Annotated in this window: 18 protein-coding genes and 1 tRNA gene; 12 read left to right on the plus strand and 7 right to left on the minus strand. The window is 70.8% G+C overall.

Going from position 1 to position 16,194, the window contains the following annotated elements; genetic code table 11:
- Positions 1-3: 3 nt before the first annotated feature.
- Positions 4-957, plus strand: a complete 954-nt coding sequence (locus tag ACFHVL_RS19565) for a hypothetical protein (RefSeq protein WP_416629630.1) — start codon at positions 4-6, stop codon at positions 955-957.
- On the opposite strand, the gene ACFHVL_RS19570 is transcribed toward ACFHVL_RS19565, so the two are convergent.
- The 5 genes from ACFHVL_RS19570 to ACFHVL_RS19590 all read right to left on the minus strand — a co-directional run bounded on the left by ACFHVL_RS19570 (position 902) and on the right by ACFHVL_RS19590 (position 3,838).
- The gene (locus ACFHVL_RS19570; protein ID WP_416629631.1) at positions 902-1,459 is read right to left on the minus strand and encodes a potassium channel family protein; all 558 of its coding nucleotides are present in this window, start codon (positions 1,457-1,459) and stop codon (positions 902-904) included. The genes ACFHVL_RS19565 and ACFHVL_RS19570 overlap by 56 nt on opposite strands.
- Before the next feature lie 86 nt (positions 1,460-1,545).
- Positions 1,546-1,725, minus strand: coding sequence for a DUF4236 domain-containing protein (locus ACFHVL_RS19575; protein WP_416629632.1), 180 nt, complete (start codon positions 1,723-1,725; stop codon positions 1,546-1,548).
- A gap of 90 nt (positions 1,726-1,815) precedes the next feature.
- Positions 1,816-2,271: an RrF2 family transcriptional regulator gene (locus ACFHVL_RS19580; RefSeq protein WP_416629633.1), complete on the minus strand. Its 456-nt coding sequence runs from the start codon at positions 2,269-2,271 to the stop codon at positions 1,816-1,818.
- On the minus strand, positions 2,226-3,254 hold the full coding sequence (locus ACFHVL_RS19585) for a helix-turn-helix domain-containing protein (RefSeq protein WP_416629634.1): 1,029 nt from the start codon (positions 3,252-3,254) through the stop codon (positions 2,226-2,228). The genes ACFHVL_RS19580 and ACFHVL_RS19585 overlap by 46 nt, the downstream gene beginning before the upstream one ends.
- A gap of 152 nt (positions 3,255-3,406) precedes the next feature.
- Positions 3,407-3,838: an SsgA family sporulation/cell division regulator gene (locus ACFHVL_RS19590; protein WP_123600885.1), complete on the minus strand. Its 432-nt coding sequence runs from the start codon at positions 3,836-3,838 to the stop codon at positions 3,407-3,409.
- Positions 3,839-4,221: 383 nt separating this feature from the next.
- On the opposite strand from ACFHVL_RS19590, the gene ACFHVL_RS19595 reads away from it, so the two are divergent.
- From ACFHVL_RS19595 to ACFHVL_RS19620, 6 genes are all read left to right on the plus strand, one after another.
- Complete coding sequence (locus ACFHVL_RS19595; protein WP_416629636.1) at positions 4,222-4,713, plus strand: TIGR02611 family protein; 492 nt, start codon at positions 4,222-4,224, stop codon at positions 4,711-4,713.
- 64 nt (positions 4,714-4,777) lie between these two features.
- Positions 4,778-4,849, plus strand: a tRNA-Val gene (locus tag ACFHVL_RS19600).
- Positions 4,850-4,901: 52 nt separating this feature from the next.
- Positions 4,902-5,075 carry a BTAD domain-containing putative transcriptional regulator gene (locus tag ACFHVL_RS19605; protein ID WP_416629637.1) on the plus strand — a complete coding sequence of 58 codons (174 nt, stop codon included), beginning with the start codon at positions 4,902-4,904 and terminating at the stop codon, positions 5,073-5,075.
- A gap of 46 nt (positions 5,076-5,121) precedes the next feature.
- A complete protein-coding gene (locus ACFHVL_RS19610; protein ID WP_416629639.1) occupies positions 5,122-5,910 on the plus strand; it encodes a sugar phosphate isomerase/epimerase family protein in 789 nt (262 codons plus the stop codon).
- Positions 5,900-7,804 carry a heparinase gene (locus ACFHVL_RS19615; RefSeq protein WP_416629640.1) on the plus strand — a complete coding sequence of 635 codons (1,905 nt, stop codon included), beginning with the start codon at positions 5,900-5,902 and terminating at the stop codon, positions 7,802-7,804. Before ACFHVL_RS19610 ends, ACFHVL_RS19615 begins: the two co-directional genes overlap by 11 nt.
- Positions 7,791-9,752 carry a DUF2264 domain-containing protein gene (locus ACFHVL_RS19620; protein WP_416629641.1) on the plus strand — a complete coding sequence of 654 codons (1,962 nt, stop codon included), beginning with the start codon at positions 7,791-7,793 and terminating at the stop codon, positions 9,750-9,752. Before ACFHVL_RS19615 ends, ACFHVL_RS19620 begins: the two co-directional genes overlap by 14 nt.
- A gap of 27 nt (positions 9,753-9,779) precedes the next feature.
- Here ACFHVL_RS19620 and ACFHVL_RS19625 read toward each other — a convergent pair whose 3' ends face one another.
- On the minus strand, positions 9,780-10,877 hold the full coding sequence (locus ACFHVL_RS19625) for a substrate-binding domain-containing protein (RefSeq protein ID WP_416629642.1): 1,098 nt from the start codon (positions 10,875-10,877) through the stop codon (positions 9,780-9,782).
- 164 nt (positions 10,878-11,041) lie between these two features.
- Between ACFHVL_RS19625 and ACFHVL_RS19630 the strand changes: the two genes are divergently transcribed.
- The 5 genes from ACFHVL_RS19630 to ACFHVL_RS19650 all read left to right on the plus strand — a co-directional run bounded on the left by ACFHVL_RS19630 (position 11,042) and on the right by ACFHVL_RS19650 (position 15,882).
- Positions 11,042-12,055, plus strand: coding sequence for a hydroxyacid dehydrogenase (locus ACFHVL_RS19630; protein WP_416629664.1), 1,014 nt, complete (start codon positions 11,042-11,044; stop codon positions 12,053-12,055).
- Between the two features lie 62 nt (positions 12,056-12,117).
- A complete protein-coding gene (locus tag ACFHVL_RS19635; protein ID WP_416629644.1) occupies positions 12,118-13,383 on the plus strand; it encodes an ABC transporter substrate-binding protein in 1,266 nt (421 codons plus the stop codon).
- Between the two features lie 8 nt (positions 13,384-13,391).
- Positions 13,392-14,345: a carbohydrate ABC transporter permease gene (locus ACFHVL_RS19640; RefSeq protein WP_416629645.1), complete on the plus strand. Its 954-nt coding sequence runs from the start codon at positions 13,392-13,394 to the stop codon at positions 14,343-14,345.
- Entirely contained in the window at positions 14,342-15,163 is an 822-nt protein-coding gene (locus tag ACFHVL_RS19645; protein ID WP_416629646.1) for a carbohydrate ABC transporter permease, read from the plus strand. Before ACFHVL_RS19640 ends, ACFHVL_RS19645 begins: the two co-directional genes overlap by 4 nt.
- Positions 15,160-15,882, plus strand: a complete 723-nt coding sequence (locus tag ACFHVL_RS19650) for a DUF624 domain-containing protein (protein ID WP_416629647.1) — start codon at positions 15,160-15,162, stop codon at positions 15,880-15,882. Before ACFHVL_RS19645 ends, ACFHVL_RS19650 begins: the two co-directional genes overlap by 4 nt.
- Before the next feature lie 57 nt (positions 15,883-15,939).
- Here ACFHVL_RS19650 and ACFHVL_RS19655 read toward each other — a convergent pair whose 3' ends face one another.
- Positions 15,940-16,191 carry a hypothetical protein gene (locus ACFHVL_RS19655; RefSeq protein ID WP_416629648.1) on the minus strand — a complete coding sequence of 84 codons (252 nt, stop codon included), beginning with the start codon at positions 16,189-16,191 and terminating at the stop codon, positions 15,940-15,942.
- Positions 16,192-16,194: the final 3 nt, after the last annotated feature.

Here is a 16,194-nt window from a genome sequence, read left to right on the forward strand (position 1 = left end):
CGGATGACAGCCGACCCGATGGGCACCATCACGCGCGAGTTGCTGCTGCGCCACCTCGGCACCTGGCTGCCGGCGGCACTGCGCCAGGCCCGCCGGGCCACCTTCGTCCAGGCGTACCAGGGATCGGACGACGGCGCGACCGACGCCGCCCTGCGGGCGGTCGAGACCTGTGGCGACCTGCTCGCCGGCCGGCAGTTGTCGATCGTCACCCTGACCACGGCGACGGAGGCGACCACGGCGACCACCGCCCGGTCCGCGCTACCGCCGTCGGTGTCGGTCCACCTGCTCCCCGGCGGTACGGCGATGGTCCCCGTCGCGGTGACCGCTGCCGCCGCCGCGCGATCGCCACTGTTCTGCTACGCGGATCTCGGCGGCGAGTCGGCGGCTACGCCGGCGCCGTGGCGGTCGGTGAGTGTCGGTCGGCCGGCCGAGGTGCTGATCGTCGGTGCGGCGGACACCTTGCGCGAGCTGCGCGCCGAGCTGATCCGGGCGGGCTTCCCACTGGTCACTGTGGTCGAGCTGGTACCGGCGGGGGAGTCCAGCCAGGGCGGTGCCGCCACGGCGCTCCGGTTGGCCTTCGCCACTGGAGCCGGCAAGCGGATCGAGGCGTTCAAGGACGCCCTGTGGGCGCTGGACCTACCGGCCGGGACCCTGCTGCGTACGTCGGACGCCCTTGACGTACCGATGGTGGCGCCGACCGCCGGGGCGGCCCTCGCGCCGCTGAGCGGCGCGCTGCTCGCCCACCTCGCGGCGCAGGGTCGGCGGACCGTCGCGCAGTTGCGGAGCTTCGCGGTGACCGAGACCGCCTACCGGGCCGGTGACGTCAACAGCGCCCTGGTGGACCTGCTCGCCGACGGCGAGGTACGCCGTGATCCGGTGGACGGCCGCCTCGGCGGTGACGTCACCGTCGTCGCGACGGGGCCGCCTGCCGGCTCGCCTGCTCGGTCCACCGCTTGACCAGCAGCGACGCGCCGGTGGCGAGCACCCCGACGCTGAATACCATCTGCACGCAGACCGCCGCCCGGGCGAGCTGGCCCTGGGCGTGCACGTCGCCGTAGCCGATGGTGGTGAGGGTGCCGATGGCGAAGTACAGCGCGTCGGTCTTGGTGGTCAGGTCGACGAACTGATCGGGGTCGCTGGAGGAGATCACCAGGTCTGCCAGGGCGAACGCGGTGACCCCACCGACCAGCGTGATCGCCAGCCGGGTGAGGCGCACGTCCGACGAGTCGGCGGTGATCTGCCGGCGGATCTGGCGCAGCACCATCGCGGCGATCAGTACCACCCCGACGGTGGTGATCACCGCGCGAACGGCGCGGTGCAGGCCCGTCACGCCGGGTTCGACGGGCACCAGATAGTAGAGCGCGATCAGGAGCAGGCAGATGACGGCCGTGTGCCACACTTCGGCCCGGCGTGGATCGTGGGGCGGGGCGGAGACGCCGGGCTGGGCCAGGTCGGACATAAAGCTATTATTGCCGCATACGGGGAGGGCTCGGGGAGAATCTCCCCGAGCCCTCCCCGGGCACTCGCCAGCTGACGGCAATCCGGCTAGCGGCGGGACTTGTCCTGCTTCCACGACAGCGGGCCGGGCAGGTCGTAGCGGTGCACCCGGGCCCGCGAGTTCCACGACCACTTGCCGATCCGGATCGTCCACGAGGAGAAACCGTTCTCGGTGAAGTTCAGCTGAAGTGGACCGAACCGCTTGCGCTTGCGGAACATCAGACCCATCGCCGCGCTCCTTGTTTGCCAACAGCAGGTGGCGTCGTCAATGCCCAGCCGCGTCGATCCGCAAACCCGGGCCCCGCACCAACCGAGCCGTCAGCGGGACTCCCAGGCATCCGGCTTGAGGGTCAGCTTGCGCACCTGCGCCGACATCCGGCCACTGAGCACCTCGGTGAGGCTGATCTCGTCGACCACCTCGCGGACCGCCGCGCGGACGGCGACCCACACCCGGGGCAGGTTCTCCGCGGCACCGTCGTAGCGGGTCTCCTCCGGGCGCAGGCCACGCACCCCGGCCAGTGGCCCGTCGACCGCCCGCAGGACCATACCGATGGTGACGTCGCGCGGTGGCTGCGCCAACGTGTAGCCACCCTCCGCACCACGCTGGGCGCGCACCACCCCGCCCCGGCGCAGGTCGGCCAGGACAGCCTCCAGGAACTTGCGGGGCATGTCCTGCTCGGCGGCGATCGCCTGGGTGGACATCAGCGTCGGGTAGGCGGCGGCCAGAATCAGTGCTGCTCGTACCGCATAGTCGCCGCGCGCGGAGATCTGCACGTCCCTATCATGCCGGTCGCGGTGACCCGGTCGGTCACCGGAGGCCGGTCGGTGATCCCGGCGCGGAACGTACCTGGGCTGCAGCCGACCTCCCGCTGGAAGAACCGGCCGAAGTTGGTCGGCTCGGCGAAGCCGAGCCGCTGACCGATCTCGGCCACCGGCAGAGGGGTAGCGGCCAGCAGGCGTTTCGCCTGCAACGCGACCCGGTCGTCGATGACCTGCTTGGCGGTCCGGCCGGCCACGTCCAGGCTTGCCCGGGTGAGGGTGCGTACGGCGCACTGCAGCCGCTCGGCGTACTCCTCGACCCGCCGGGTGCGGGCGAAGTCGCGTTCGACCTCGGCCCGGAACTGCCGGAAGGTGTCCCGCCGGGAGGAGCCGTTGGCCGGGCCGCCGGCCGCGTCACGCCCGGCTCCCGGCACCCCGTGGTCGACGCCGGCCGCGGCTTCCTCGGGCAACAGGGCGATCCGCAGCAACAGAACCCGGAGCTGGTGGCGGAGCAGTTCGTCGAAGAGCCGGGACCGGTGCGGCCGCCGGCTGTCCACCACGAGCTGGCTGACCTCGGTGATGATGGCGTCCTCGGTCTCCCCGGCGAGCTGCCAGCAGGCTTGTCCGTGCGGCATGACGTGGTCGCCCCCGGCGTCACGGTCACCATGCCTGATGTCCCAGCCTCCGGCCGGCAGGTCGTGGTCGGCGCGCCAGCGCACGACGATCGCGTCGAGGCCGGATTGCGCCCCTGGCCGTACCACCTGGCCCACGCCGGCCCGCAGCAGCGTGCCGGGCCGGCACGGGTACGTCACGAAGTCGATGTCGTGGCTGCCGTGGCCGACGGTGACCAGCAGCAGCTCTTCGTGTTGCAGCAACTGCGACCGATGGGGCTTCTCGGTGGCCAGAAGGTCGCGCAGAGTAGTTGCGGTGATCGCCGTCCGGGGCGGGCCCGGTGAAGCGTCCGGAATCCGGTGGGCGAGCTGATCGGGCTGAGCCATTGCTTCGACGGTAACCGCGACCGCGCCGAATCGCATCCGGAGCGCGGACGAGGTTCCGTGACGTCAGCGGCGGGAGTACGGCGCATCGCCGTACTCCCGTCACGCGAAACAGCCGGGTTCGTCACCGATTCGGTGCGAAACCGCTGTCCCGTTCAGCGGCCGGCCAGCAGCCGGTTGACGGCGGTGTCCACGTCCAGGTGGTCGGATTCGCGGCCTCGAGGTACCACCACGTAGGTGCGGCGCAGGAACCGGACCAGAACGCTGCGGGGTACCTCGAACAGCGCGTTGCCGTCGGGGGAGCTCAGCGCGAGCGCGACGAAGTCCCCCCGTGGTGTCGCCCATGGCCAGACCCGTACGTCGCCGATGCCGGCCGGCTCGTCGAGCCCGGTGACCAGCAACTCGCGGGCGAACGACCAGCTGACCGCCTCGCCGCCGGCTGACTCCGCGTGGAACAGCACATGTACGGCGTACGGATCGGACGGTTCGTAGCGCAGACTGGCCCGTACCGGCAGCGCGGTAGCGTCCGGCGCGATGAGCCGCAGTGACGTCTCGACCTCGACGGTCGTTGGTCGGATGACACTCATGACGTTCTCCCCCCGGCACCGCTGCGGGACGCCTGCCCCGCTTTCCCCATACTCAGGTTCTGCATTTGATTACGCTCCGTCTAACGCTGATCTCACCCAGTAGAGGGAAGCGACTCCGGGATACACCAGGAATGTCTTGTTTAGGTGGCTTGTCCGGTTCTGCTTGGGTACTTGGATGTGCTCGGCGTCGGGTGGCTCAGACGTCGACTCACTCCGGTAACGTCCAGTGGTGCCCTGTGGTGACGGGGCGGGCGACAATGAGGGGCAAAATGGCCATAAAACCCTCCTCCGCGAAGCGGATGACCGAGAATTCAGCGCTGGGTCATGCGCCGTACGACCCGATAGGCAAGGTTGTCGGACAGGCCGGGCCGGAAGGAGTTCCTGTGGGTTCAGGCTCCAACGGACGCCGCAACGGCACCACCTCGCCGGCCGCCGTCACCGTCACCGAAAGTTCAGAACCGGAAGCGCCGCGTACGGTTTCCGGGCTGCGGCAGCGGTTCCGGGTGACCCTCGCGCTGATCCGCTCCAACCCCACCGGCCGCATCGCGCTGAAAGTCGGCGTCGGCCTCCTCGGCGCGCTGATCGTCGTCCTCGGCCTGGTGCTCATCCCGCTGCCGGGCCCAGGCTGGCTGATCGTCTTCGGCGGTCTGGCGGTCTGGGGCGTCGAGTTTCACTGGGCCAAGCGACTGCTCGCCTTCGCGCGTCGGCACGTCCAGCGCTGGACGCGGTGGGCGAGACGGCAGAGCTGGGCGGTCCGGTTGGGTCTCGGCGGCATCGGCCTGGCCTTCGTCGCGGTCATGCTGGTCGTCTCGCTCAAGGTGGGTCTCGGTATCGACGTGATCGCCAGCTTCCTGCGTTACCTCGCCACGACCTGACCCCCTCCGGGGGCACCCGGATGTGCACCTCGGCGGAACGATCGGGTAAAGTCGTCCGCGCCGAGGGCGATTAGCTCAGGGGGAGAGCGCTTCGTTCACACCGAAGAGGTCACTGGTTCGATCCCAGTATCGCCCACCGTCCAACAGAGGCACCCCGAAGCGGGTGCCTCTGTTTCTGTCTGGGCCGTGTGACACTGTGCCGAGCCGGCACCCGGGAACCGATCAGCCAGCTCGCCCTGCACCGGGCCGGGCGTAGCGCGGAGGCGGTCACCATCTACCACCAGCGTCGGGTCTGGCTCTCCAGCCAGCTGGGTGTCGATCCGGCGCCGGCGTCGAAGCGGTTGCACTCGCCCGGCGGCTGATCTAGGGTCTCGCGGAAAGCGCTTCCCGACACTGCCAGGAGGGCGCGTGCCAGCGACGGACCAGGTGTTCCACAGTGGCATCTGCTCGGTGACCCTCCGGCGGGAACCGGCGTTCACGGTGCTGGACATCGCCGCCCGCGCCGGTCTGCGCGGCATCGAGTGGGGTGGCGACGTACACGTGCCACCGGGGGACACCCGGGCCGCCGCCCTGGTCCGCGCCGCCAGCCAGGACCGGGGCGTCGCGGTCGCCTCCTACGGCTCCTACTTCCGTGCCGGCGGCGACCCGGCAGAGGACTTTGCGCCCGTACTCGCCAGCGCGGTCGCGCTCGGTGCCCCCCGGATTCGGATCTGGGCCGGCACGGTCGGCTCCGGCGAGGCCAGCGCGGACCAGCGCCACGCGGTCGGGCACGCCACCCGGGCCGCCGCCGAACAGGCCGCCGCCGCCGGGATCGAGCTCTCCTTCGAATACCATTCGGGTACGTTGACCGACACCGCCGAGTCGACGCTGCGGCTGCTCGCCGACGTCGACCATCCGGCGGTACGCACGTACTGGCAGCCGCCGGTCGACCTGCCCGACGCCGCCGCCCTCGACGACCTGCGCCAGGTGCTGCCCTGGGTCAGCGCGGTGCACGTCTTCTCCTGGTGGCCCGGCTACCAGCGACTGCCGTTGACCGCCCGCGACCGGCTCTGGCACGACGTGTTCGGACTGCTGCGCGGCACCGGCCGCGACTACGACACCCTGCTGGAGTTCGTGGTCGACGACGATCCCGCCCTGGTCGCCACCGAAGGGGCGGCACTCGCCCAGCTGGCCACAGCGGACCGTCATGACAGCTGAGCCGGGGCCGCTCGCCCGACGGTGGGCCGCGCTCGGGCAGGCGACCCGGATGACAGCTCTCGGCCAGGCCCGGCAGGCGCTCGACATCGGCGGCGGCACCGGTCGGGCGGCGTGGCCGCACGTCGACGAGGTCACCGCCCAGACGATCGTCGCCACCGCCGAGACCGACCGGGCCACCGGTTGGCCGCGACTGCTGCTGTCCGACTACGCCCGTTACTGGCGCGACGGGGCGCGGACCGCGTACGAGCAGCCCGCCGGTGAGCTGCGGCGGCGTACCGCCACGGCGGCACTGGCTGCCGCGTTGCACGGCCAGCCCTACCTTGACGAGGCCGCCGACGGGCTGCTGCAGCTGTGCGAGCAGACCAGCTGGTGCTGGGCCGCACACGAGCGGTTCGCCGCCGAGGCCGGCCGGGTGGTGCCCGACGTGGACCGGCCGTTCGTGGACCTCGGGGCGGCCGAGACGGTCGCCGTACTGGCCTGGGCCGACCTGATCCTCGGCGCGGCGCTCGACGAACGCACCCCGGGGCTGCGCCAGCGGATCCGCCGGGAAACCCGCACCCGGGTGATCGAGCCGTTCCTGGGCAGCCGCGAGTGGCACTGGCTCGGCCTGGACGGGCACCTGCACAACTGGAACCCGTGGGTCCACGGCCATCTGCTGGCCGCCGCCCTGTTCCTGGTCGACGACGCGGACGTTCGGACCCGGGTGGTCGACCTCGTCGTCGACGGACTCGACCGCTACCTCGGCTCGCTGCCCGCCGACGGCGGCTGCGACGAAGGGTACGCGTACTGGTGGAACGGCCCGGCCCGGCTGGCCGAAGCACTCGACCTGCTCGACCGGGTCACCGGCGGACTACTCGATCCGTGGCGGTGGGCGCCGCTACCGCAGCTGGCCCGCTACCCGCACCGGATGGCTCTCGGTGACGGCTGGTACGTCAACGTCGGGGACGGCCCGGCCCGGCCCAGTGCGCAGCAGGCGTGGCAGGTGCTGCACCGCTGGGGCCGGGCTACCGGGGACCGGCAGGTGATCGAGCACGCGGCCAGCCACCGCAGCCACGACTCGCCGGCGGTGACACTCACCGCCGGGCTGGGCAGGGCCGTCGTCGGCCTGACCGACGCGCACTGGACCGCACAGCCGCCGACCGCGCCGCCGCTGCCCGCCACGACCTGGCTGCCCGACCTGCAAGTGCTGGTCAGTCGGGAACGGGCCGGCAGCACGCGCGGGCTGGCCATGTCGGTCAAGGGCGGGCACAACGCCGAGAATCACAACCACAACGACGTCGGTTCGTACGTCGTCGCACTCGACAGCTCGCCGGTGCTGGTCGACCTCGGACAGCCCACCTACACCGCGATCTCGTTCACCGACCGCCGGTACGAGCAGTGGGTCACCCAGAGCCAGTGGCACAACCTGCCGGTCGTGGGCGGTCACGGCCAGGCACCCGGCGCGGCCTTCCAGGCGTCGTCGGTCACCGCCGAGACCACCGACGACGGCCGTGACACTCTGCATCTCGACATCGCCAGCGCCTACCCGCCGGCTGCCGGCTGCCGGTCGTGGCGGCGCACCGTCCGACTCGACCGACGCCGTGCCGAGGTCGTCGTCACCGAGCGCTGGCAGGTCGACGACCCGACCGACCTGCGACTGCACCACGTCATCGCCGGTGAGCCGGTGACCCACACCGCCGGGCGGCTCGCCGTGCGCGCGCTGGCGGGGGGAGTCCTCGTGCTGGCCTGGGATCCCAGCCTCGGCGACGGTCGGCTGCAGCGGTGCCCGGTCGACGATCCGCTGCTGCGTGACGTGTGGGGCGACGCCGTGCACCGACTGGTCCTCAGCCTGCCGGCCGACCCGACCGGATCGTTCACCCTGACTGTTACGGAGCGGACCGATGAGCACCGATGACCGGCGGCTGTCGCCGTACACCGGCTACACCCGGGCGCACTGGGCGGCCACCGCCGACCGGATGCTGCTCGCGCTGCGCCCGTACGCCTGCGACGACCACGCCCGGATCGACCTGCCCGGACGGTCCAGCGCGTACGGCCCGGACAGCGACTCGCTGGAGGCGTTCGCCCGGTCGTTCCTGCTGGCCGCGATCCGGCTGCGGGGCGACGCCGGCGCCGACCCGCACGGCCTGGCCGACTGGTACGCGGCCGGACTGCGCGCCGGCACCGACCCGTCGTCGCCGACCGCCTGGCCCCGCCCCGACCGGTTGGACCAGGCCAAGGTCGAAGCCTGCTCGATCGCCCTGGGCCTGCACCTGAGCCGGCCCTGGCTGTGGGACCGGCTCGACGACGGCGACCGGGCGCGGATCGTCGACTGGCTGGCCACCGTCGTCGGGCAACGGTATCCACCGATCAACTGGGTGTGGTTCCAGATCGTCGTGGAGACGTTCCTGCGCTCGGTCGGCGGCCCGTGGACGCCCGAGGACATCGAGTCGGGGCTGGCGGTGCACGAGTCGCTGTACCGGGCCGACGGCTGGTACTCCGACGGCCCGGAACGGGCGTACGACCACTATGGCGGCTGGGCGTTGCACGTCTACCCGCTGCTCTGGGCCGACCAGGCCGGTGACCAGTGCCCCGATGACCTGCGCCAGGTGTGGCGGTCCCGGCTGTCGGTGTTCCTCGACGACGCGCTTCGGCTGATGGGCTCCGACGGGTCGCCGCTGATGCAGGGCCGCAGCCTCAGCTACCGGTTCGCCGCCGCCGCGCCGCTGTGGATGGGTGCGATCACGGGGGCGACCACCGTCGAGCCGGGGGAGCTGCGCCGCGCGGCCAGCGCAATGCTGCGGCACTTCCACGAGCACGGGGTGCCGGACCGGCGCGGCCTGCTGACCCTCGGCTGGCACCGTGAATGGCCGGCGATGGCCCAGTCCTACTCCGGGCCCGGCTCGCCGTACTGGGCGGCGAAGGGCATGCTGGGGCTGGCCCTGCCGGCCGATCATCCGGTGTGGACAGCAACCGAGCGGCCGTTGCCGGTGGAGCGGGCGGACCTGCTGGCGGCGTTGCCGGTGCCGGGCTGGCTGGTCGCCGGCACCCGTGACGACGGGGTGATCCGGGTGGTCAACCACGGTACCGATCACTCGACGCCGGGCGACGAGCGCGCGGACTCGCCGTTGTACGCCCGGCTCGGCTACTCGACCGTCACCATGCCGCCGCTGACCGGCGAGACCGTCGGTGACCCGTCGGACAACTCGATCACGCTTGTCGACGGGTCAGGTCGGCGCGGTCACCGCAACGGGTTCCAGACGGTCGACTGCCGCGTCGTCGACGGCGTGGGCTGGGCGGTCTCCCGCGCCGCGACGCACTGGGTCGACACCGACGGCGACACCGGCCCGGACCACGGCTCCGGCCGCGTCGGCCCGGTCCGCCGGGGCCCGGTGGTGACGATGGGCTCGCTGATCCGGGGCGCGGTGGAGGTACGCCTGGCCCGGATCGACTCGGCCGAGGGCCTCGACGTCGCCACCGTGCTGGAGTTCAGCGGCTGGCCGGTCGCCGGCGACGCGCCACCTGCCGTGCGTACCGGTGGCTATCCGCCGACCGCGACGGTGACCGACGGCCGGTCGACGTCGCGACTGGTCGGGCTGGCCGGCTTCGTCGTCGCGCAGGTACGCCGGGAGCACGCCAGCTCGCCGTTGGGTGACGAGGTGGCGGTGCCGGTGCTGCGTAGCGCGACACCGCCGACCGTCGGCCAGGTGCACGTCGCGGCGGTCATCCTGGCCGGCGAGGAGTCGGACACCACCGGCCGGCTACCGGCCGTGGCGGTGACGGCCGACGGTGGGCAGCACACGGTAACGGCCCGCTGGCCCGACGGGCACACTTCGACGGTGCTGCTGCCGGCCGCGCCCGGCTGAGCCGTCCGTGCTGTCGGCGGCGCGGGGTCAGCGGGTCACCCGGGGCGTGGACGAGTCGCGGATCACCAGCTCCGGGGTGATCAGCACCCGCTGCGTGGGCCGGCGTCGGCCCTCGACCAGCCGGGCCACCATCAGCTCGACCGCTACCCGGCCTACCTGGCTCTTCGGCGGCCGTACGGCGGTCAGGGCCGGTTCGGCCAGGTGCGCCACCTCGTCGTCGTACGACACCAGCGCCAGTTGGTCGGGGATCGACAGGCCCTGCTCGGTGCAGTACTGGGCGACCGACATGGCGTCCGGGTCGCCGTGCACGATCAGCGCCGTCACCCGTTCTCCGCGGCAGCGCCGCAGCAGGTCGGCGATGATCCCGCGATGCCCCGGTGCGTCCAACGCGACCGCCTCGCGGATCACCATGTCGTCGGGCAGACCAAGATCCGCGCAGGCCAACGCCCACCCCTGGGCCAGATGTGCGGAGGTGGGGCTGCCCTTGGACAACACCAACCCGATCCGACGGTGACCGTGTTCGTGCAGGTGGCGTACTGCCATCTCCAGGCCCAGAGCATGGTCGCTGCGGACCCATTCGAGCTGGCGCAGCGTCGGCGTCCAACGCGGAGCCTGACGCTCCACCAGGATCGTCGGCACCGGCAGGTTGCCGATCCAGCCGATCATGTCGGCGGCTCCGTCGACGTCCAGGCTCGGTGCCAGCAGCAGGCCCTGGACCTGTTGGGCGGTGATCAGCCGGGTGATCTGCCGGCGGTCCTCCGCCGGGTCGTAGCTGGACCCGCGCAACTGGATGTGCACGCCCAGCGACGCGGCGGCGGCGCGGGCGCCGGTGACGATCTGCGGCCAGTAGTAGTCCAGCGAGGGCACGACCATGCCGATGGTGAACCGGGTGGGGGCCACCCGTGGCCGGCGGGGCGCCGGCCCGAGCTGGGTGGGCAGCGTCGCACCGCCGTGCACCCTGGTCAGCAGGTTGCTTTCGGCCAGGGCTGCGATGTCGCGCCGCACGGTCAGCTCGCTGACGTCGAGGATCCGGGCCAGCTCCTTCACCCGTACCGCGCCGTGGCGGCGCAACTCCTCCAGCAGCCGTTCACGACGCTGCAGGTTGAACATCCGATCCGCCGGCACGACACCTCCCATCGATGTTCGTTCGTGAACGTTTGTGACCGATTCAGAACGACTGGTAGCGACCCTGTTCGCAGAAGGTTAACGATGTCACATCGGCGAATCCAAGAGGTTCTCACGACGACAGGCGTCGGCCGGAGATTCGCCACCGAGGAGACACGTTGACGGTGCAGCCCCCGCCGCAGGCCCTCGTCGTGATGGCCCGGGACTCCTACCGCGCCCACTTCGACGAGGCGCGGCTGGAGCGGCTCGGCGGGCTCGTCGCCACGGCCGACCCGGTCTGGGCCGACGAACTCGACTCGCCGTCGGTGCGCGCCCGGCTGGCCAGCGTCGAGGTGCTGGTGACGTCCTGGGGCGCGCCGAGGCTCACCGGGCGACGGCTGGCCGCCGCCCCGGCGCTGCGCGCCGTCTTCCACGCCGCGGGCAGCGTCCGTCCGCTGGTGAGCGACGAGATCTGGCGGCGCGGCATCCGGGTGAGCACGGCGGCCGACGCCAACGCGATCCCGGTCGCCGAGTACACCCTCGCCGCGATCATCTTCGCCGGCAAGAAGGTGCCGTTCATCGCCGCCGATCCCGACCGGGCGTACCAAGGATGGGGCCACCACCACGGGCACGGCGATCTGTCCAACTACCGCCGCACCATCGGCGTCGTCGGCTTCTCCCGGATCGGCCGTCGGGTCGTGGAACTGGTCGGCTGCCTCGACACCGCGCAGTGCCTGGTCGCCGACCCGCACGCCGACCCGGCCGAGGTCGCCTCGGCCGGTGGAACCCTGGTCGACCTCGGTGAGCTGCTGGCGCGCAGCGAGATCCTGACCCTGCACGCGCCGGAACTGCCCAGCACGTACCGCATGATCGGCGCGGCCGAACTCGCACTGCTGCCCGACCACGCCACAGTGATCAACACGGCCCGGGGGAGTCTGGTCGACTCGGCGGCGCTCGCGGCCGAGTGCCGCTCCGGTCGTCTCTACGCGATTCTCGACGTCACCGACCCCGAGCCGCTACCCACCGACGCCGCGCTGCGCGCCGCGCCGAACGTCATGGTCACCCCGCACCTGGCCGGCTCGCTCGGCACGGAGATTCGCCGGCTGACCGACCACACCCTCGACGAACTCGCCCGTTGGGTCGCCGCCGAGCCGCTGCGCGCCGAGATCACCCCGGAGGCGTTCGCGCTGCACGCCTGACCGCCGCCCGAAGACCTGCCTCGTCCAACAACACCGCACCCACCGTACAAAGGAGCAGTCCTATGAACAGACGTCTTGTCGCCGGGCTGGCCGTCGCCACCGCGCTGGCCCTCGCCGTCACCGGATGCGGGGGCGGCGACGAACCGGCCGTCGGCTCCGACGGCCGCGAAATCCTGACCGTCGCCCTGTGGAACTACGAGAACACGCCCGAATTCAAGGCCCTCATCGAGGCGTTCGAGGCCGCACACCCCGACATCGACGTCGAGCCGGTGGACATCCTGGCGGACGACTACTCCGAGAAGGTCACCACCATGCTGGCCGGCGGGGACCGTACCGACGTGCTGACCATGAAGAACGTCACCGACTACTCCCGGTACGCGTTGCGTGGGCAGCTGGCGTCGGTCGCCGACGAGGCAGCCGCACTCGACCAGAGCAAGTACCTCGGCCTGGAGCCGTTCGATCTCGACGGCGACTACTTCGCGCTGCCGTACCGCCAGGACTTCTGGGTGCTGTACTACAACAAGACACTGCTGGCCGACTCCGGCGCCGACCTCGCCAACCTCACCTGGGCCGAGTACGCCGACCTGGCCAAGGCGTTGACCAGCGGCAGCGGTCAGGACACCGTGTACGGCACCTACCACCACACCTGGCGGTCGATCATCCACTCGACGTCGGCCGCCCAGACTGGTGGCGACCTGGTCGGCGGCGACTACGGTTTCATCAAGGACCGGTACGACATGGTGCTCGACCTGCAGACCGCCGGCGCGACCCTGCCATGGGCGACCGCCTCGACGCAGAAGGTCCAGTACCACACGATGTTCGCCACCGAGAAGGCCGCGATGCTGCCGATGGGCACCTGGTACGCCGCCCGGCTCATCGACGAGAAGAGGGCTGGCACCACCGACGTCGACTGGGGGATCGCCCCGCTGCCGCAAATCGCCGAGGGCGGCCCGGTGACCACCTTCGGCTCCCCGACCGCCTTCGCGGTCAACAACAAGGCCCGTAACGCCGAGGCCGCCCGTACCTTCGTGGCCTGGGCCGCCGGCCCGGACGGCGCGGCGGCGATCGCGAAGATCGGTGTCTTTCCGGCGTACTCGGACGAGACGATCACCGAGACCTACTTCGGGGTGGAGGGCATGACCAACGACGAGATCGCCCAGCGGGCGTTTCAGCCGGACGAGGTGGTGCTGGAGATGCCGGTCGACGAGCGGTCCTCCGACGTCGACACGATCCTCACCGAGGAACACGAGCTGATCATGATCGGTGAGCGGTCCGTCGACGACGGACTCGCCGAGATGGCCGACCGGGTCAACTCCGAGGTCGACTGACCACCACCATGGCCACCCCCACCTCGATCGACACCGTACGTGCGACGGCCACCGGTGGCACCCCGCCGCCGGTGGCCGGCCGCACCGCCCGCCGGCTGCGCCGGCGCAACACCCTGGCCGGCTGGAGCTTCATCCTGCCGAACTTCGTCGGCTTCGCCGCACTCACCCTGGTGCCCGTGGTCGCCTCCCTGGCGCTCGCGTTCATGCACTGGAACTCGTACAGCACCCCCGAGTGGGTGGGGCTGGACAACTTCCGGCGGATGGCGAGCAACGAGAGCTTCTGGACCGCGCTCTACAACACCACCTACTACGCACTCGGCCATATCCCGCTGACCCTGGTCGCCGCCCTCGGGTTCGCCGTACTGCTCAACCGGAAACTACGCGGGGTCCAGTTCTTCCGTACCGCGTTGTTCTTTCCTTACATCACCGCGTTGGTCGCCGTCGCGGTGGTGTGGAACATGCTGTTCAACCCGGACGCCGGCCCGGTCAACCAGCTGCTGCGGGCGATCGGCATCGACAACCCACCGGGCTGGACCACCTCGACGACCTGGGCGATGCCGGCGGTGATCATCACCAGTGTCTGGCGGGACATGGGCTACTACATGGTGCTCTACCTGGCCGGGCTGCAGACCATCCCGGCCGAGCTGTACGAGGCGGCCCGCACCGACGGGGCGTCGGCCTGGCAGCGGTTCTGGCACGTCACTGTGCCGTCGCTGCGGCCCACCACCTTCTTCGTTCTCATCATGCTGACCATCTCCAGTTTCAAGGTGTTCGACCTGATCCAGGTGATGACCGAAGGCGGTCCGGGCCGGTCCACGCTGGTGTTGTCGCAGCTGATCTTTCGGGAGGGGATCACCCAGGGCCGATTCGGCTACTCATCGGCGATCGCCATGGTGCTGTTCGTGATCGTCCTGGTGATCACGGTGGTCCAGTTCCAGTTGCAGCGGAGGGGGGAACGATGACTGTCGCCGTGGTGCGCCGGGCCGTCCTGCAGCTGTTGCTGACCGTCCTTGGCCTGGCCGTGCTGGTGCCGTTCGGCTGGATGCTGGTTTCCTCAGTCAAGCTGGACTCGCAGGTGCTCACCGTGCCGATCCAGTGGATCCCGCAGGAGTTCCACTTCGACAACTACCTGCGCATCTGGGACCGTATCCCGCTCGGCACCTATCTGTACAACTCGATGTTTCTCAGCGTCACCATCACGTTTCTGCAGGTGCTGACCGGCAGCTTCGCCGCGTACGGCTTCGCGAAGATCAGTTTCCCGGGCCGCGACGTGCTGTTCCTCGCCTACATCGCCACGATCGCCGTGCCCTGGCAGGCGTACATGGTGCCGCAGTACATCATCATGGAACGGCTGGGCCTGGTGAACACCCACCTGTCGCTGATCCTGCTGCAGGCGTTCGGCGCGTTCGGCGTGTTCCTGATGCGCCAGTACTACCTGACCATTCCCGACGAGCTGACCGAGGCCGCCCGCATCGACGGCCTCAACGAGTACGGCATCTGGGCGCGGATCGTGCTGCCGTTGTCCAAGCCGGCGCTGGCCAGCCTGGCGCTGCTCACCTTCGTCAACACCTGGAACGACTACATGGGACCGTTCATCTACCTGACCAGCAACGACCTCTGGACCGTACAGATCGGGCTGCGGACCTTCATCGGGCTCTACGAAGCCGAGTACGCCATGATCATGACCGGTTCGGTGCTGTCGATCCTGCCGATCCTGGTCGTCTTCCTGTTCGGCCAGCGCTACTTCGTGCAGGGCATCGCCACCAGTGGGTTGAAATGACGGCGGCCGGCATACGCCAACCGGCCCAGCAGTCGCTGCGGCCGTCGCTGACCGCGCGGATCAACGTCGGCGCGGACACCTGGTCGGTCATCTGGTCGCTGGTGCACCGGGTACTGGTGGTCAACCTCGGGCTGGCCGTGGCCAACCTGCCACTGCTGGTCGCGCTCGCCGTCGTCGCCCAGCCGTGGCGCTACCCGGTCTTCTTCGGGCTGCTGTCGCTCAGCGTCGGGCCGGCGGTCGCCGCCGCGTTCGGCTACCTGCGCCAGGCCGAGGACGACGACCGGGCACCGGTACGCGAGTACTTCCGCGCGTACCGGCGGAACTTCGCCGCCGCGACGCTGCGCTGGTCGGCCGGGCTGGCCCTGCTCGCCGTGCTGGTCACCGACATCGTGGTGCTGCACGACGCCGGCTGGCCGGCGGTGCTCGTACCACTGCTGGTGGTGCTGACCGTGCTGGTGGCCGCCACGACGGTGCTGCTGCTGGCCCTGGTCGAGCTGGCCCCGGGCCTGGGCGTCCGCGCGACCGTCCGGGCCGCGGCCTGGTCGGCGGTACGCCGCGCACCGCTGAGCCTGCTCAGCCTGGTCGTGCTGCTGGCCGCCCTGCTGTCGGTCAACCAGGCACCGCTGCTGGCGCTGTCGACGCTGCCCGGCTGCGCGCTGCTGGTCGTCTGGGTCAACAGCCGCGCCGCACTGTCCGACGCCCTGCCGCACCCTCGGTGATGAGAACGGCGTCACCGTTTGTCTGTACGTGGTGACGCCGCTCCCGTCGGCGGATGATCAGGACGGGGCGATGGTGGCCCCGTACTCGGCGAGGCTGTCCATGATGTCGACGTACCAGATGACGCTGGAGCCAGCGACGGTGCCCTGGTAGATCGGGCAGACGGTGTTGAGGATCCCGGCGCTCAGCGTGCCGCGTGCATTGACGGAGTAGCCGTCCTCCCGCACGGTATAGACAGGGCCGCCGATCCGGTCCGTGGTGAACACGCACCAGAACTCGTCGTACTCACGCATCGTGCAGACGTAGGCCATCAC

Source organism: Micromonospora sp. LOL_023 (genome assembly GCF_048060115.1).
Lineage (GTDB): Bacteria > Actinomycetota > Actinomycetes > Mycobacteriales > Micromonosporaceae > Micromonospora_E.

Bases quoted from the DNA above. Each gene is read 5' to 3' on its own strand.
- ACFHVL_RS19635 (WP_416629644.1), top strand. From the start codon at position 12,118: ATGAACAGACGTCTTGTCGCCGGGCTGGCCGTCGCCACCGCGCTGGCC.
- ACFHVL_RS19655 (WP_416629648.1), bottom strand. From the start codon at position 16,191: ATGGCCTACGTCTGCACGATGCGTGAGTACGACGAGTTCTGGTGCGTG.
- ACFHVL_RS19620 (WP_416629641.1), top strand. From the start codon at position 7,791: ATGAGCACCGATGACCGGCGGCTGTCGCCGTACACCGGCTACACCCGG.
- ACFHVL_RS19585 (WP_416629634.1), bottom strand. From the start codon at position 3,254: ATGGCTCAGCCCGATCAGCTCGCCCACCGGATTCCGGACGCTTCACCG.
- ACFHVL_RS19575 (WP_416629632.1), bottom strand. From the start codon at position 1,725: ATGGGTCTGATGTTCCGCAAGCGCAAGCGGTTCGGTCCACTTCAGCTG.
- ACFHVL_RS19650 (WP_416629647.1), top strand. From the start codon at position 15,160: ATGACGGCGGCCGGCATACGCCAACCGGCCCAGCAGTCGCTGCGGCCG.
- ACFHVL_RS19570 (WP_416629631.1), bottom strand. From the start codon at position 1,459: ATGTCCGACCTGGCCCAGCCCGGCGTCTCCGCCCCGCCCCACGATCCA.
- ACFHVL_RS19565 (WP_416629630.1), top strand. From the start codon at position 4: ATGACAGCCGACCCGATGGGCACCATCACGCGCGAGTTGCTGCTGCGC.
- ACFHVL_RS19615 (WP_416629640.1), top strand. From the start codon at position 5,900: ATGACAGCTGAGCCGGGGCCGCTCGCCCGACGGTGGGCCGCGCTCGGG.
- ACFHVL_RS19590 (WP_123600885.1), bottom strand. From the start codon at position 3,838: ATGAGTGTCATCCGACCAACGACCGTCGAGGTCGAGACGTCACTGCGG.
- ACFHVL_RS19640 (WP_416629645.1), top strand. From the start codon at position 13,392: ATGGCCACCCCCACCTCGATCGACACCGTACGTGCGACGGCCACCGGT.
- ACFHVL_RS19645 (WP_416629646.1), top strand. From the start codon at position 14,342: ATGACTGTCGCCGTGGTGCGCCGGGCCGTCCTGCAGCTGTTGCTGACC.